This is a genomic window from Crossiella sp. NPDC003009 (genome assembly GCF_053591555.1).
Genome location: NZ_JBSFUA010000030.1, coordinates 61,698 through 76,723, shown reverse-complemented (window position 1 = coordinate 76,723; position 15,026 = coordinate 61,698). Strand labels below are relative to the sequence as shown.

Sequence of the window (15,026 nt, the reverse complement as noted above, 5' to 3'; positions counted from 1 at the left end):
GTGCGGAGGGGCGAGAAGGGGGCTGCTACCTCGGGTGGCCGCCTCGGAGATGCGAGCGGGCAGGCCGGGGCAGGCGGGGCTGGGGCAGGCGGGGCTGGGGCAGGCGGGGATGGGGCAGGCGGGGGCTGGGGCCTGCGGGAGCTGGGGCTCGACTGGGGCGCGCTAGAGGATGGCGCGGCGGTGGTCGAGGATTGGGGGGTCGCCTGGGGGCCATTGGATGGCGATGAGGTCGCAGCGGATGGGGACCCAGGGGACGTGGTGCAGGGCCAGCCAGGATTCTGTGGTGTCGCGGATGCGGCGGGCCTGACGGGGGGTCAGGGCGGCGGCGGGGGGCTCGAAGGCCGGGTCGCTGCGGGTTTTGACCTCGCAGACGATGAGGGTTTTGCCGTCGGTGGCGATGAGGTCAAGCTCGCCGTGGCGGCAGGTGTAGTTGGTGTCCAGGATGGTCAGGCCCTGGGACTCCAGGTACTGCGCGGCCAGGGCCTCGCCGCGGCGGCCCAGGGTCTTGTTGTGGGCGGTGGCGCGGGATTCCAGGGTTGCGGTGAGGGTGGCCGTGGGGGGCATGGGGGCTCCTGGGTCGGAGGACGGGGTGTCTTCTTCGACCCTGGTGGGAGCGGGTGGGGAATGCCAGGTGGGGTGGGGCGGGGTGTGGATAAGTGGGCTGGTGGGTGGGGTGGGGACCCGGGGGTGTGGATAGGTCGCGATCTTGGGAGCGGGGTGCGGCGGGGGTGTGCTATTGGCCGAAGGGGCCGGATTCGGGGAGGCGGAGGTCTGGCTTGTCCAGCTCCTCGACGTTGACGTCCTTGAAGGTGATCACCCGGACGTTCTTCACGAACCGCGCGGGGCGGTACATGTCCCACACCCACGCATCCGACATGCGCACCTCGAAGTAGACCTCGCCGTCGGCGTTGCGCACCTGCACGTCCACCGCGTTGGCCAGGTAGAACCGCCGCTCGGTCTCCACGACGTAGGCGAACTGACCGACTATGTCGCGGTACTCCTTGTAGAGCTGAAGCTCCATCTCGGTCTCGTACTTCTCGAGATCCTCCGCGCTCATCCGCCTTCGACCCCTCGTCGTGACACTGCCGCCCCCTCAGCGAGGCGTCCTGGTGGAACCAACACATTCTGGACTACTGGGGCTACGCCGTTTCGGGCGGTCGCGAGCAGTCCGGTTTTCACCCGCCGGGGCGGGGCCATGCCGTGTTCGGCGGCGGCCGCGATGACGTTCGCGTAGCTCCACCGGTGTTCGTCGATCGGGCCGTGCGCCCGCAGTGCCGCGCTGTGCTCCGCGGTGCAGTAGCCCTTGTGCACCTCGAAGCCGTACCGCGGCCACTTCTGGTGCAGCTCGGTCATGATGCGGTCCCTGGTGACCTTGGCCAGCACGCTGGCCGCGGCCACGCAGGCCACCGCCTGGTCGCCCTTGACCACCGGCATGTTCGGCGCGGTCAGGCCGGGCACCCGGAAGCCGTCGGTGAGCACGTAGCCGGGGTGGGTGGCCAGTCGCGCCACCGCCCGGCGCATGCCCTCCAGGTTCACCACGTGGATGCCCAGTGCGTCGACCTCGGCCGGGTCGATCACCACCACGGAGTGCGCCAGCGCCCGGTCCAGCACCAGGTCGTACATCCGGTCGCGGGCGGCCGGAGTGAGCAGCTTGGAGTCGGTCAGGCCCTCGAACCGGCGGACGTCACCCGGCCGCAGCACGCAGGCCGCCACCACCAGCGGTCCGGCACAGGCGCCCCGGCCCGCCTCGTCCACCCCGGCCACCGGGCCAAGGCCGCGCCGGTCCAGCGCGGCCTGCAAGGCCCAGTTGCCCGAGCTGCCACGGACCACCGCACGCGGTGGGCAGGGCAGCTCGGCGGGTGGCGCGGCGCGGCGATCATGGGCGCGACCGGCCGGACGCGTCCTCGCCCCTGCCATGGTCAGTCGCGTTCCCGCTTCTGCCGCGAACGCAGCGGCCGTAGCCCCCGGCGGATCAGCCAGAGCGTGGGCACCGCGCCCGCGATGCCGACCCCGGCGGGGATCCCGGCCTGCCACGGCGCGGCGCCAAGGGCGACGGCCTGCGGGTTCGGGTCGTCGATGCCCTGCCAGCGGCTCGGCGGCAGCACGATGACCTGCGCCTTGCCGATCACGTTGTCCACCGGCACCGGACCGTGGCCCTCGGCACGGGAGTCCGAGGAGTTGTTCCGGTTGTCGCCCATCATCCAGAGATGGCCCTGCGGCACCGTGATCGGGCCGAACCGGGTCTGGTCCTCGGGACCGCCGCGGTCGGCCTCCCAGTACAGGTACGGCTCGGTCAGCGGCTTGCCGTCGACCAGCAGCCGGTTCTGGTCGTCGCAGCACTGCACCGTCTGCCCGCCGACCGCGATCACCCGCTTGACGAAGTCCCGCTCGTCCGGCGGCGCGAGGCCGATGAACGAGCCGAGGCCCTGCAGCCAGCGGACGAAGGAGTTCGACGAGCGGGACCCCACGATCTCCGGGCTCCACGAGTCGGGGCCGCGGAAGACCACGACGTCACCCGGCTCGGGGTTGCTGAAGCGATAGGTCACCTTGTCGACCAGCACCCGGTCGTTCGTGCACCCGGCGCAGCCGTGGAGGGTCTGCTCCATCGACTGCGACGGGATCACGTACACCCGGGCCAGGAACTCCTGGATCAGGAAGGTGAGCAGCAGCGCGACCACGATCAGGATCGGCAGCTCCTTCCAGAAGGAGCCCTTTTTCTTGGGCTTCTTCGTATGGAAGGGCTTCTCCTCCGTTGCCCCGGCCCCGGCACGCGGGGTGCCGTGGGCGGGGGTGGAGTCATCCGGATCGTTGTGCTGAGGCTGGGAAGCCACGATGTCGGCCACCAAGTCAGGCTACGTGACGGGACTTCGCCCCGATCACTTGGCGGGGACCGTGTCCCGCTTCTCCTTGATCTTCGCGGCCTTGCCGCGCAGCTCGCGCAGGTAGTAGAGCTTGGCCCGGCGCACGTCGCCGCGGGTCACCAGCTCGATCTTGGCCAGGTTCGGGGAGTGCACCGGGAAGGTGCGCTCGACGCCGACGCCGAAGGAGACCTTGCGGACGGTGAAGGTCTCGCGGATGCCACCGTTCTGGCGGCGGATGACCACGCCCTGGAACACCTGGACGCGCTCACGAGAACCCTCGATGACGCGAACGTGCACCTTCAGCGTGTCGCCCGGTCGGAAGTCCGGGATGTCAGAACGCAGCGACTGGGCGTCCAGAGCGTCCAGGGTGTTCATGGGTGTTCCGTCCTCGTCATTCTCAGAGTTCTCACTTACGCCCTAGGTCCGTCGCCGTGTCCGCGAGAGGGCCCGTCAGGGGTGAGCTTCCGGTGTGCGCGCCGGCCAGCGACCGGCAGCAGCAACCTGTCCAGTGTGCCAGACGGGGTAGTCGGGCACGAAATCGACCTGGTCAGGACTGGTGGTCCTCGGCACGCAGCTGGTCGAGCAGCTTGCGGTCGTGCTTGTCCAGGGCGTCCTCGGTCAGCGCGGCCAGCAGGTCGGGGCGGCGGTGGTAGGTGCGCTCCAGCGCTCGGTCGCGGCGCCAGCGGTTGATCGCGGCGTGGTTGCCGGAGCGGAGCACCTCCGGCACCGGCAGGCCCTGCCAGACCTCGGGCCTGGTGTAGCTGGGGCCTTCGAGCAGGCCGTCGGAGAAGGAGTCCTGCTCGTGCGAGGCCTGGTTGCCCAGCACCCCCGGCAGCAGCCGGACCACGGCCTCGACCATGACCAGCACCGCGGCCTCACCGCCGATGAGCACGTAGTCGCCGATGGAGACCTCGTCCACCGGCATCCGCGCCGAGGCGGCGTCGACCACGCGCTGGTCGATGCCCTCGTAGCGGCCGCAGGCGAAGACCAGGTGCTCTTCCATGGCGTAGGCGTGGGCCATGGCCTGGGTGAACGGGCGGCCCGCCGGCGTGGGCACGATCAGCCGGGGCGCGGGCTCGGCCGGGCAGATGTCGTCCAGGGCCTCGCCCCAGACCTGCGGCTTCATCACCATGCCGGGACCGCCGCCGTAGGGGCTGTCGTCGACCGAGCGGTGCACGTCGTGCGCGTAGTTCCGCAGGTCGTGCACGCCGAGCTGGATGAGGCCGCGGTCGAGGGCCTTGCCGAGCAGCGCCTCGCGCAGCGGGGCGACGTACTCGGGGAAGATAGTGATGACGTCCAGGCGCACGCGCGTTCGTCGTTTCTACTGGTCGAAGAGGCCTTCGGGTGGGTCGATGACGACCCGGCGGGCCTGGAGGTCGACCTCCGGCACGATGGCCCGCACGAACGGCACGAGCAGTTCGGCGCCGTCGGCGTCGAGCACGAGCAGCTCGCCAGCCGGGCCGTGCAGGACCTCGCGGACCACGCCGATGGCGGCTCCGGTGGTGTCCACCGCGGCCAGGCCCTCCAGCTGGTGGTCGTAGAAGGCGTCCTCCTCGGTGATCTCGGGCAGCGCGCTGACCGGGACGGTGAGCAGGACCCCGCGGAGGGCGTCCGCGGCGGAACGGTCGGCCACGCCCTCGAAGCTCACCAGCAGCCGCCCGGCGTGTGGCCGGGCGGCTGTGATGGTGAGACTCCTGGACGCGCCCTGACGCGGCTTGCCGGTCAGGACCGTGCCGATGGCGAACCGGTCGTCCGGCTCGTCGGTGTGCACGTCCACGACGAGCTCGCCGCGGATGCCGTGCGACCGGGCGATGCGCCCGACGACCACTTCAGTGCTCACGGAGATGACGTCCGCGGTGCTCAGCGGTCGGTGTCGACGACGTCGACCCGGAGGCCCCGGCCGCCGATGCCGGACATGACGGTGCGCAGCGCGGTCGCCGTGCGACCGCCCCTGCCGATCACCTTGCCGAGGTCCTCGGGGTGCACGTGCACCTCAAGGGTTCGCCCGCGGCGGGTCGTGATCAGCTGGACGCGCACGTCGTCCGGGTGGTCGACGATGCCGCGGACCAGGTGCTCGAGAGCGTCCGCGAGTACCGTCATGCGCCGGCGTCCTCAGCCTTCTCGGCGCCCTCGGCGGACGCGGGGGCCTCGTCGGCGGCCTTCTCGGCCTTCTTCGGGGCCTTCTTCTGCTTCGGGGTGGTGGCGTCGGTCGACGGCTCGTCGCCAGCGGCGGCGAGCGCGGCCTCGAACAGCGCCTTCTTGTCAGCCTTGGGCGCCTTGACCTTCAGGGTGCCCTCGGCGGGGGCCGGCAGGCCCTTGAACTTCTGCCAGTCACCGGTCAGCTCGAGCAGGCGCTGCACGGGCTCGGTCGGCTGCGCGCCGACACCCAGCCAGTACGCCGCACGCTCGGCGTTGACCTCGATGAAGCTCGGCTCGTCCTTGGGGTGGTACTTGCCGATCGTCTCGATCGCCTTGCCGTTGCGGCGGGTGCGCGCGTCGGCGACCACGATGCGGTAGTACGGCTGGCGGATCTTGCCAAGGCGCATGAGCTTGATCTTGACGGCCACGGGTAGCGGTGCTCCTCGAAATTTTGTGCTGCTCACGGGTGAGCGCCTGCCTGCCCGCGTGGGGTTGCGGGTGCGGTGCGCTCGGTTGTCGGAGCCGTGGCACGGTGAGAGGGACCGACCATGGCGGACAGCCAGCCATTGTGCCAGATGGGGTGGCCGGGGGACGAATTCGGGGTCAGGCGAAGGCGCTGAGGGTGACGCCGGCCTCGGTCAGCGCGGCCCGGACCGCGACCGCGTGCGCGACCGCGCCGGGGGTGTCCCCGTGCAGGCAGAGCGAGCGCGCGCCGCTGGCCAGCACGGACCCGTCCACCGCCAGGATCTCGCCGCGCTCGGCCAGCCGCACCGCGCGCTCGACCACGTCCTCGGTGCTGGTCAGCAGCGCGCCGGGCTGACCACGCGGCACCAGGGTGCCCTCCGGGGTGTAGCCGCGGTCGGCGAAGGCCTCCTGCACCGCGGGCAGGCCGGCGGCCTCGGCGGCGGCGAGCAGCCGGGAGCCGGGCAGGCCGAGCACGGGCAGCTCGCCGAAGGCGCGCACCCCGTCGACCACGGCGGCAGCCTGGGCCTCGTGGTGCACCACGGCGTTGTACAGCGCGCCGTGCGGTTTGACGTAGCGGACCTCGGTCCCGGCCGCGCGGGCGCAGGCGGACAGCGCGCCGATCTGGTAGAGCACCTCGTCGGCCAGCTCGGCCGGGTCGGCGTCGATGAAGCGGCGGCCGAACCCGGCCAGGTCGCGGTAGGAGACCTGGGCGCCGACCGCGACCCCGGCACTGGCCGCGGCCTGGCAGACCCTGCGCATGGTGGCCGGGTCGCCGGCGTGGAAGCCGCAGGCCACGTTCGCCGAGGTGACCACCGCCAGCAGCGCCTCGTCGTCGCCGAGCCGCCAGATGCCGAAGCCCTCGCCGAGGTCGCTGTTGAGGTCCAGCCTCACGCCGGGATCACCCCTGTCATGATCAGCAGCATGCCCAGCGCGGGCAGCAGGTTGTTGACCTGGTGCACCACGATGCTGGCCAGCAGGCCGCCGGTGTACATCCTGGCCAGGCCCATCGGGATGGCGATGAACAGCAGCAGCGGGGTGCGCTCCGGCTCGAAGTGGGCGACCGCGAAGACCATGGTGCTGAGCACGAACGCGGCCCAGCGGCCCCAGCCCAGCCGTTCCACCGCGCCCCAGAGCAGGCCGCGGTAGACGATCTCCTCGCACAGCGGGCCGACCAGCCACAGGTGCAGGAACACGATCGCGGCCAGCACCGGGGACATGGACACTCCGTCGAGCACCTTGCCGACCGCGGAGGTGGCCTGGTCGTTGCCCACCCAGGCCGCCCAGAGCCGGGTGGCGTAGAGGGTGGGCACCAGGGCGATCGCGCCGATGGCCAGGCCGATGCTGGCGTGCCGCCAGTTCCAGCGCAGCCGCAGGTCGGCCAGCGGGCCGTTGCCGCGCACCACGGTGATCAGCACCGCGACCAGCGCGCCGGTCAGGGTGGGCAGGGACAGCACCGCGACCAGCTCCAGCGGGCCGATCCGGCCGCCGGGAGCGGGCCGGAACAGGGCGCTGAGCGTGACCGAGACCAGCAGGAACGCGCCGAAGGAGATCAAGAAGGCGCCGAAGCCCCACTTGTGCGGCTTGGCGGGGGTGTCGAAGAGCGCATCGGCAGGACGCTCGCCGAGGGAGCGCAGCGTCGTCCACCACCGGAGTGCGGCCGGGGGTTCGCCCAACGGCTCCGGCGTCTGCGATGCGTTCACGGGCGCCTCCGAACAGCTGGGGGTTGCGATCGGGAAGAACTGTCCTACCTTAGCCAGTAGGACTACCCGGTTCAGACGGCCTGTGCGAGGTCCGCCGCGAAGAAGATCAACGCGGCCGGCAGCAGGTTGTTCACCGCGTGCGCCACGATGCTGGCGCCGATCCGTCCGGTGAGCATCCTGGCCCAGCCCATCGCGATGCCCTGGGCGAACAGTCCGAGGGCGCGCTCGGGCTCCTGGTGCATGAGCGAGAAGACCAGCGCGGTGAGCACCAGGATGGCGAACCTGGGCACCCGGTACTGCTCCAGCGCGCCCCAGAGCGCGCCCCTGGTCAGCAGCTCCTCGGTGAGCGGGGCGCCGATGAACAGGAACAGCGCGAACAGGGCCAGCCAGATCGTGCGTCCCTCGTTGGCGGCGACCAGGCCACCCGACGGGGCGGGGGGCTCGCCGCGCAGGCCGAACACGACCAGGTTGATCAGGAAGGCGGCGCCGATGGAGATCACGCCGCAGACCAGGCCGACCTTGACGTCGCGCAGCGTGGGCACGATGCCGAAGTCGCGGCGCAGGCCGCTGCCCTTCCACCAGCTGGCGATGGCCGGGACCAGGCCGAGGAACAGGTTGGGCACGAAGGAGAGCAGCAGCAGCGGGCCGAGCACCGGGGGCTCGGCCGGGTCGAAACCGCTGACCTGGCCGGCCATCACCGAGCTGATGACCAGTCCGACCAGGTGGAAGGCGCCGTAGCCGAGGACGAAGACCAGGATGCCCCAGTGCACGCTGGTGCGGGTGGCGGCGACCTGCTGGGCCTCGTAGAAGCGGGGGTGCAGGTAGGGGTTCTGGTTCTGGTCGACGCCGCGCATGGGGGCGGAGTAGGCGGACCAGGACGGGGGTCCGGTGGCCTGGATCGGGGCGAAGGCGGGTGAGGGGGCCGGGGGCGGGGGTGCGGTGGCCGGGAGCTGGTCGAGGCCGGGCGGGGTGGCTGGGGATGCCGGGGCGTGGCTGAGGGCCGGGAAGGTGGCTGGCGGGTCGCCGAGGCCTGGTGGGAGCTGGGCGACAGGGGGCGCGAGCGGGGCCTGCGCGGCCGGGGACTCGCCGGCTGGCGGTGTGGCGGGACGGGCGAAGCCGGTGGGTGGTGTGGCCTCGTCGTCCTGGTGTGGCGCCCCTGTCATCTGGTCCTCCCCCGGGTCAGGTGTACGGGTGGCCGCCCAGCACGACCAGCTCCGGGGCGCGCAGCACCCGCAGGTCGGCTCGGGGGTCTTCGGCGTAGACGACCAGGTCCGCGGGGGCGCCGTGGGCCAGCGCGGGCCTGCCCAGCCAGGCGCGGGCGGACCAGGAGGCGGCGCCGATGGCGTCTTCGGTGGTCATGCCGACGCGGTGCAGGGCGGCGATCTCGTCGGCGATGCGGCCGTGTTTGATGCCGCCGCCTGCGTCGGTGCCCGCGTAGACCGGGACGCCCGCCTCGATCGCGGCGGCCACGGTGGCGTCGTTGCGGGCGTGCAGGGCGCGCATGTGCTCGGCGTAGCGGGGGTACTTGCCCGCCTTGGCGGCGATGCCGGGGAAGGTCTCGATGTTGATCAGGGTGGGCACCAGGGCGGTGCCGCGCCTGGCCATCTCGGCGATGGTGCTCTCGGTGAGGCCGGTGCCGTGTTCAATGCAGTCGATGCCCGCGTTGACCAGGCCGGGGACCGCGTCCTCTGAGAACACGTGGGCGGTGACCCTGGCTCCGGCGGCGTGCGCGACGGCGATGGCCTCGGTGAGGATCTCGTCCGACCAGAGCGGGGCCAGGTCACCGGTGCTCCGGTCGATCCAGTCGCCGACCAGCTTGACCCAGCCGTCGCCGTAGGCCGCCTGCTCGGCCACGGTGGCCGGCAGCAGCTCCTCGTGCTCCAGGTCGGCGCTGACGTAGGGGATGTAGCGCTTGGGGCGGGCGATGTGCTTGCCGGCGCGGATGATCCGGGGCAGGTCTGCGCGCTCCTGCAGCGGGCGGGTGTCCAGCGGGGAGCCGCAGTCGCGGATCAGCAGGGTGCCCGCGTCCCGGTCGGTCTCGGCCTGCTCGGCCGCCTCGGGCAGCTCGACCGCACCGCTGGGACCCAGGCCCACGTGGCAGTGCGCGTCGACCAGGCCGGGCAGCAGGTAGCCGCCCTCGGCCAGGGTCACCGCGTCGCGGACGGGCTCGTGCGAGACGAGCCCGTCCACGATCCACAGGTCCCGGTGCTCGCCCTCCGGCAGGAGGACGCCGCGCAGGTGGAACGGGGGTCGAGCCCGCGTCACTTGTCGAACTTCAGCTTCGAGGGGTCGAAACCGGGCGGCAGCTGGTCCATGTTGGACAGCGCCGGGGGCAGCTCGTTGAGCCCCTTGGGCATGCCGGAGAGGTCGGGCATGCCGCCGGGGAAGCCGGGCATGCCGCCCATGCCGGGGAAGCCGCCGCGGATCTTGGGCGGGGTCGGGCCCTTGCCCTTCTTCCCCTTCTTGCCCTTGCGGCCCTTGCCGCCGCCCCTGGTGGCGCTGCCGCCGCCGATGCCGAAGCGGCCGGCCATCTGCTGCATCATCTTCTTCGCGTCGAAGAAGCGGTTGACCAGGTTGTTGATCTCGCTGACCGGCACGCCGGAGCCCTTGGCGATGCGCTGCCGGCGCGAGGCGTTGATGATCTTCGGATCGGACCGCTCGGCCGGGGTCATGCCGCGGATGATCGCCTGCACGCGGTCCAGGTGCTTCTCGTCGACCTGGGCGATGGCGTCCTTCATCTGCCCGGCGCCGGGCAGCATGCCGAGGATGTTGGACAGCGGGCCCATCTTGCGCACGGCCATCATCTGCTGGAGGAAGTCCTCCAGGGTCAGCTCGCCCGCGCCGAGCTTCTGCGCCTGCTTCTCCGCCTCGCGCGCGTCGAAGACCTGCTCGGCCTGCTCGATCAGGGTGAGCACGTCGCCCATGCCGAGGATGCGGCTGGCCATCCGGTCGGGGTGGAAGACGTCGAAGTCCTCCAGCTTCTCCCCGTTGGAGGCGTACATGATCGGCTGGCCGGTGACCTCGCGGACGCTGAGCGCGGCGCCACCGCGGGCGTCGCCGTCGAGCTTGGTCAGCACGACGCCGGTGAAGCCGACGCCCTCCTGGAAGGCGGTCGCGGTGCTGACCGCGTCCTGGCCGATCATCGCGTCGACCACGAACAGCACCTCGTCGGGCTGCACCGCGTCGCGGATGTCGGCGGCCTGCTTCATCAGCTCCTCGTCGACGCCGAGGCGGCCGGCGGTGTCGACGATGACCAGGTCGTGCTGGGACTTGCGGGCTTCCTCGATGGCCTGCCTGGCCACCGCGACCGGGTCGCCGACACCGTTGCCGGGCTCCGGCGCGAACACCGGCACGCCCGCGCGCTGGCCGACCACCTGGAGCTGGTTGACCGCGTTGGGCCGCTGGAGGTCGCAGGCGACCAGCAGCGGGGTGTGGTTCTGCCCGGCCAGGTGCTTGGCCAGCTTGCCGGCCAGGGTGGTCTTACCAGCGCCCTGCAGACCGGCGAGCATGATCACCGTGGGCGGGGTCTTGGCCAGGTTCAGCCGCCGGGTCTCGCCGCCGAGGATGGCGACCAGCTCCTCGTTGACGATCTTGACGACCTGCTGGGCCGGGTTCAGCGCCTGGGAGACCTCGGCGCCCTTGGCCCGCTCCTTGATCTGCGCGATGAAGGTGCGCACGACGGGCAGCGCCACGTCGGCCTCGAGCAGTGCGATCCTGATCTCGCGACAGGTCGCGTCGATGTCGGCGTCGGACAGCTTGCCCTTGCCGCGCAGGTTCTTCAGGACCGATGTGAGGCGGTCGGAGAGGTTGTCGAACACGGGTCACGGGCTCCAGCGGGGTCAGGATGGCAACAGAGTTCCTGCCCCTAAGGCTAGCCGTCAGCTCGACCGCGAACCCACCAACTCCAGTTTCAGCCCGTTGGCGACGTCACTGCGGTAGATCACGGTGGCCTTCGGCCAGCCCCGCAGCGGGCGTCCGGCGGTGAGCCGGGCGCTGATCCGCAGCGCGCGGCGCACGTGCTTGGCGAAGGAGTGCGCGGGGATGACCCGGCCGCGCTCGCGCTGCCCGGCGCGCGCCTGTTCGGGGGTGACCTCCAGCCACAGCATCCGCGGCGTGCGGCCGGTGAGCCGGGCCAGCACGGACAGCCAGCTCCGGGTGACCACCCTGGTGGCGGGCTCGTGCACGAGCACCGGTCCCCTGGTGGCGAAGGCGGCCCAGATGATGCGCAGGTGGTGCAGCAGGTGCACCAGCGGGCGGTAGCAGCGGTAGGGCAGGTTCGGCAGCCGGGCCGCCAGCGGGTCGCGGACCTGGTCGGAGTCCAGCACGGTGTACGGGCCGCTGGCGCGCAGCTTGCGGAGCAGCGAGGACTTGCCCGCGCCGGGTAGGCCGGCCAGCAGCATCAGGTCGCGGGGGCCGGCGCGGACCACGAGTGGTCCGATGCCGGGGCGGCTGGAGGTGACGCCGGTGCTGTCCACAACTGAAGAACGTACGGGGGTAACCCGGACGTTCCGCCCACAGCCCATCGACAGCCAGTCAACAGGTTCTGCCTGGAGAGCACCGGTGGCGGCCTGGACCCCTCTGCCGGGCCGCCACCGGCTCTCCGCTGGTGACGCTCTGGCCTCCTGCCACGGCTCCCCACCGTGGTCCCCGAACCGCGTCACGGTGCTCAGCCTGACCGATTCGCGCAGGTCAGCGCAGCGTGATGGACCGTGATCCGGCCTGGGTGGAACCACCTACGTCCCGCTAGGCAGCGGCACGCCCGGTACGGAGGGGTAGCTTGACCCGTGGCGCGAGACGACTCGTCTCGTGGCAGGTCGTTGAGCAGGGGGAAGACGATGCCGGGTCCTGATCCGCTGCGGCGGGACCAGCGGGCGCGGCAGGCGGTGCTGGACGCGGCCTGGGAGCTGCTGGCGGCGGACGGGTGGGGCGGGATCACGGTGGACCGGATCGCGGCGCGGGCGGGGGTGGGGAAGCAGACGGTGTACCGGTGGTGGCGGGGGAAGGGGGAGGTGGTGCTGGAGGCGTTCCTGGCGCGGTCGCGGCGGGAGGCCGGGCCGCCGCCGGGGGCTGGGCGGGCACCAGGGGCGGGGCAGGTCGCGGGGGCGGGGCAAGCGGCGGAAGCGGGGCTGGCAGCGGGGGCGGGGCTGGAGGCAGTGCTGCGCGAGCTGGCGCGGCGGTTCGTGCGGCTCTATGCCGGGACCGTGCTCGGGGACCGGCTCCGTGAGCTGCTCGGCGCGGCGCAGCACGACCCCGAGCTCGCCCAGGCCATGCGGGAGCGCTGGTTCCGGCCGCGGCGCGAGCCGGTCCGGCTGGCGCTGGCCTTCAGCGGCCTGGACGCGCGGCTGGACGCCGAGGCGGTGCTGGACCTGCTGTTCGGGCCGTTGCACTACCGGCTGTTCACCGGGCACGGACCGCTGGACCGGGACTACGCCGACACCGTGGCGGAGCTGGTCTCGCGCGCGGTGCGCGGTTAACGGGCGGCGGCCAGCACCGCCTTCTCGATCTTGCGGCGGGCTGGGCTGCCCGGCTCGGCTAGGCCGTTGTCGCTGGTGGTGATGCTGAAGGAGTCGACAACCGTGCCGCCCAGGGTGGCCACCCTGGCCCAGCGGACGTCGACCTTGCAGGCCTCAAGGGCCGCGGCGATCCGGTGCAGCAGGCCGATCCGGTCGGTGGCGCGCAGCTCCATCACCACCGCGCCGCTGGCCTCGTCGTCGAACCACAGCACCCTGGGCGGGGCGATCTCCTCCGGCGGGCCGCCGTAGTCGCGTTCCTTGGCGGCCAGGCGGTCGGCCAGGGACAGTGTGCCGTCGAGCACCTTGACCAGCTGTTCCCGCAGCAGCGCGGCATCCGGCAGGGTGCCGAAGCGCGGGGACACGGTGAAGGTCTCCACGCCCGCGCCGGCGTGCGCGCTGACCTCGGCCGCGTGCACCTCCAGCGAGTTCAGCGCGAGCACGCCGCTGGCCAGGGACAGCAGGCCGATCCGGTCGGGGGCCAGCACGGTGACCGTGGCGGTGTGCCCGGCCGGGGTGATCACCACGTGCGGTTTGCCGGTGGCCACCGCGGACTCGGCCAGCTCGGCCTGTTCGGCGGGCAGCGGGCCCGGTCCTGCCAGCTGCTCCCCCGCCATGGCGGCGCGGCAGCGGTGGGCCAGGTCGGCGATCAGCGCGGCCTTCCACTCCGTCCACACGCCGGGGCCGGTGGCCAGCGAGTCAGCCTCGGCGAGGGCGTGCAGGAGCTCCAGGACCACCGGGTCGCCGCCCAGGGTGTCCACCACGCGGTGCACGGTGGCCGGGTCCTCCACGTCGCGGCGGGTGGCGGTGTGCGGCAGCAGCAGGTGGTGCCGGACGGCCGAGGCGACGATCGCGATGTCGGATGGCCAGAGGCCGAGGCGTTCGCAGACCTGGGTGGCCAGCGCGGCGCCGACCTCGGAGTGGTCGCCCTCGCGGCCCTTGCCGATGTCGTGCAGCAGGGTGGCCAGCAGCAGCAGGTCGGGGCGGGAGACGGTGGTGGCCAGCCGGGCCGCGTTGGCCACCGCGTGCACCAGGTGCCGGTCCACCGTCCAGGCGTGCGCGGCATCGCGCGGCGGCAGGTCGCGGACCGCGCCCCACTCCGGGAACAGCCGTCCCCACAGGCCGGTGCGGTCCAGCGCCTCCACCACGGCGATCAGGCCGCGGCCGCAGCCGAGCAGGGCGAGCAGCTCCTGCCTGGCCTCGCTGGGCCACGGGCGGCGCAGCTCGGGCGCGGAGTCGGCCAGGCGGGCCAGGGTGCCCGCGGCGATCGGGCTGCCGGTGCGCGCGGCCGAGGCGGCCACCCGCAGCAGCAGGCCGGGATCGCGGGCCGGCACCGCGTCGCGGGCCAGCGCGACCTCGCCGCCGTGCAGCACGACCCCGTCGTCCAGTGGCCGGCGCGCCGGGCCGCGGTTCCACGGGGCTCGGCTGCTGAGTGCGGCGAAACCCTTGCGCGGCAAGGCGTTGCGTGCGGTGCGCAGGGCCACGTCCACCGCGTAGGCCACGGTGCGGCCGGTGGCGGAGAGCAGCCTGGCCAGCTCGAAGCGGTCCGGCAGGCCGAGGGCGAGGGCGATCTCGTCGCCGTCCTCGGCGCGGATGATGTCGCGGGCCTTGCCGCAGGCCCGGTGCAGCTCGGTGCGCACGTCCAGCAGCAGCGTGCGGGCCTCGCGCACCTCCCGGCCCGGCCGGTCCACCAGCTGGGTGGCGGCCAGCGCGTCCAGCAGGTTCACATCGCGCAGGCCGCCCTTGCCGTTCTTGAGGTCCGGTTCGACCCGGTGCGCGACCTCGCCGGAGCGCTGCCAGCGCGTCTCGACCGCCTCGACCAGCTCCTCGAACCGGTTCCGGATGCCGGCCCGCCAGGACTGCCTGGCCCCGGCGGCGAGCCGGTCGGACAGCGACTGGTCGCCGACCAGGTGCCGCACCTCCAGCAGGCCGAGTGCGGCGCGCAGATCCGCGCCTGCCACCTTCTCCGCCTCGGCGGTGGTGCGCACCGAGTGGTCGAGGCCGATGCCGGAGTTCCACAGCGGGTACCACAGCCGGTCGGCCAGCGCACCCACCTCGGTCCGTCCATTGTGGACAAGAACGAGGTCGAGGTCGGAGTACGGGGCCAGCTCGCGACGGCCCAGCGCGCCCACCGCGACCAGCGCGGTGCCGCTGCCCGCCCCGCCGATCCCGGCCAGCCCGGCGTGCGCGGCCAGCCAGAAGTCGTGCAGGTCCACCAGGGCCGCCCGTAGTGGCTCCGCGGCCAGCTTGCGGTGGCCCGGTGCGGGCGCCAGCAGCAGCTGCCGCGCCCGCACCAGGTCGCCCGCGGCGGGACCGACCGACTCGCTGATCCCTGCGCTCATGCGACGCTC

The 15,026-nt window shown here is 72.6% G+C and carries 17 protein-coding genes; 1 reads left to right on the top strand and 16 read right to left on the bottom strand.

Annotated features, from left to right (window positions below; translation table 11 throughout):
* Positions 1–162: 162 nt before the first annotated feature.
* The 15 genes from ACWDY5_RS27125 to ACWDY5_RS27055 all read right to left on the bottom strand — a co-directional run bounded on the left by ACWDY5_RS27125 (position 163) and on the right by ACWDY5_RS27055 (position 11,640).
* Positions 163–564, bottom strand: coding sequence for a YraN family protein (locus tag ACWDY5_RS27125; protein ID WP_252481997.1), 402 nt, complete (start codon positions 562–564; stop codon positions 163–165).
* Positions 565–733: 169 nt separating this feature from the next.
* Positions 734–1,057: a DUF2469 domain-containing protein gene (locus ACWDY5_RS27120; protein ID WP_086790123.1), complete on the bottom strand. Its 324-nt coding sequence runs from the start codon at positions 1,055–1,057 to the stop codon at positions 734–736.
* Entirely contained in the window at positions 1,054–1,830 is a 777-nt protein-coding gene (locus ACWDY5_RS27115) for a ribonuclease HII (RefSeq protein WP_449725006.1), read from the bottom strand. The genes ACWDY5_RS27120 and ACWDY5_RS27115 overlap by 4 nt, the downstream gene beginning before the upstream one ends.
* 89 nt (positions 1,831–1,919) lie before the next feature.
* Positions 1,920–2,843, bottom strand: coding sequence for a signal peptidase I (gene lepB, locus ACWDY5_RS27110; protein WP_449724980.1), 924 nt, complete (start codon positions 2,841–2,843; stop codon positions 1,920–1,922).
* A gap of 33 nt (positions 2,844–2,876) precedes the next feature.
* Positions 2,877–3,236, bottom strand: coding sequence for a 50S ribosomal protein L19 (gene rplS / locus ACWDY5_RS27105; RefSeq protein ID WP_252481996.1), 360 nt, complete (start codon positions 3,234–3,236; stop codon positions 2,877–2,879).
* A 172-nt stretch (positions 3,237–3,408) separates the two neighbouring features.
* Complete coding sequence (gene trmD / locus ACWDY5_RS27100; RefSeq protein WP_449724979.1) at positions 3,409–4,167, bottom strand: tRNA (guanosine(37)-N1)-methyltransferase TrmD; 759 nt, start codon at positions 4,165–4,167, stop codon at positions 3,409–3,411.
* Between the two features lie 15 nt (positions 4,168–4,182).
* The gene (rimM, locus tag ACWDY5_RS27095; RefSeq protein WP_449724978.1) at positions 4,183–4,701 is read right to left on the bottom strand and encodes a ribosome maturation factor RimM; all 519 of its coding nucleotides are present in this window, start codon (positions 4,699–4,701) and stop codon (positions 4,183–4,185) included.
* A 20-nt stretch (positions 4,702–4,721) separates the two neighbouring features.
* Entirely contained in the window at positions 4,722–4,961 is a 240-nt protein-coding gene (locus tag ACWDY5_RS27090; protein ID WP_086789136.1) for an RNA-binding protein, read from the bottom strand.
* The gene (rpsP, locus tag ACWDY5_RS27085) at positions 4,958–5,428 is read right to left on the bottom strand and encodes a 30S ribosomal protein S16 (RefSeq protein WP_449724977.1); all 471 of its coding nucleotides are present in this window, start codon (positions 5,426–5,428) and stop codon (positions 4,958–4,960) included. The genes ACWDY5_RS27090 and rpsP overlap by 4 nt, the downstream gene beginning before the upstream one ends.
* A gap of 175 nt (positions 5,429–5,603) precedes the next feature.
* Positions 5,604–6,356 (bottom strand): LamB/YcsF family protein, encoded by a 753-nt coding sequence (locus tag ACWDY5_RS27080; RefSeq protein WP_449724976.1) that lies wholly within the window; start codon positions 6,354–6,356, stop codon positions 5,604–5,606.
* Positions 6,353–7,165, bottom strand: a complete 813-nt coding sequence (locus ACWDY5_RS27075; RefSeq protein ID WP_449724975.1) for a CPBP family intramembrane glutamic endopeptidase — start codon at positions 7,163–7,165, stop codon at positions 6,353–6,355. Before ACWDY5_RS27075 ends, ACWDY5_RS27080 begins: the two co-directional genes overlap by 4 nt.
* Positions 7,166–7,236: 71 nt before the next feature.
* Positions 7,237–8,328: a CPBP family intramembrane glutamic endopeptidase gene (locus ACWDY5_RS27070; RefSeq protein WP_449724974.1), complete on the bottom strand. Its 1,092-nt coding sequence runs from the start codon at positions 8,326–8,328 to the stop codon at positions 7,237–7,239.
* Between the two features lie 16 nt (positions 8,329–8,344).
* Complete coding sequence (locus ACWDY5_RS27065; RefSeq protein WP_449724973.1) at positions 8,345–9,430, bottom strand: amidohydrolase family protein; 1,086 nt, start codon at positions 9,428–9,430, stop codon at positions 8,345–8,347.
* Positions 9,427–10,983 carry a signal recognition particle protein gene (ffh, locus tag ACWDY5_RS27060; protein WP_252481989.1) on the bottom strand — a complete coding sequence of 519 codons (1,557 nt, stop codon included), beginning with the start codon at positions 10,981–10,983 and terminating at the stop codon, positions 9,427–9,429. Before ffh ends, ACWDY5_RS27065 begins: the two co-directional genes overlap by 4 nt.
* Before the next feature lie 60 nt (positions 10,984–11,043).
* On the bottom strand, positions 11,044–11,640 hold the full coding sequence (locus ACWDY5_RS27055; protein WP_449724972.1) for an AAA family ATPase: 597 nt from the start codon (positions 11,638–11,640) through the stop codon (positions 11,044–11,046).
* Positions 11,641–12,000: 360 nt separating this feature from the next.
* Between ACWDY5_RS27055 and ACWDY5_RS27050 the strand changes: the two genes are divergently transcribed.
* The gene (locus tag ACWDY5_RS27050; RefSeq protein WP_449724971.1) at positions 12,001–12,639 is read left to right on the top strand and encodes a TetR/AcrR family transcriptional regulator; all 639 of its coding nucleotides are present in this window, start codon (positions 12,001–12,003) and stop codon (positions 12,637–12,639) included.
* Here ACWDY5_RS27050 and ACWDY5_RS27045 read toward each other — a convergent pair.
* Entirely contained in the window at positions 12,636–15,017 is a 2,382-nt protein-coding gene (locus tag ACWDY5_RS27045) for a [protein-PII] uridylyltransferase (protein WP_449724970.1), read from the bottom strand. The genes ACWDY5_RS27050 and ACWDY5_RS27045 overlap by 4 nt on opposite strands.
* Between the last annotated feature and the right edge of the window lie 9 nt (positions 15,018–15,026).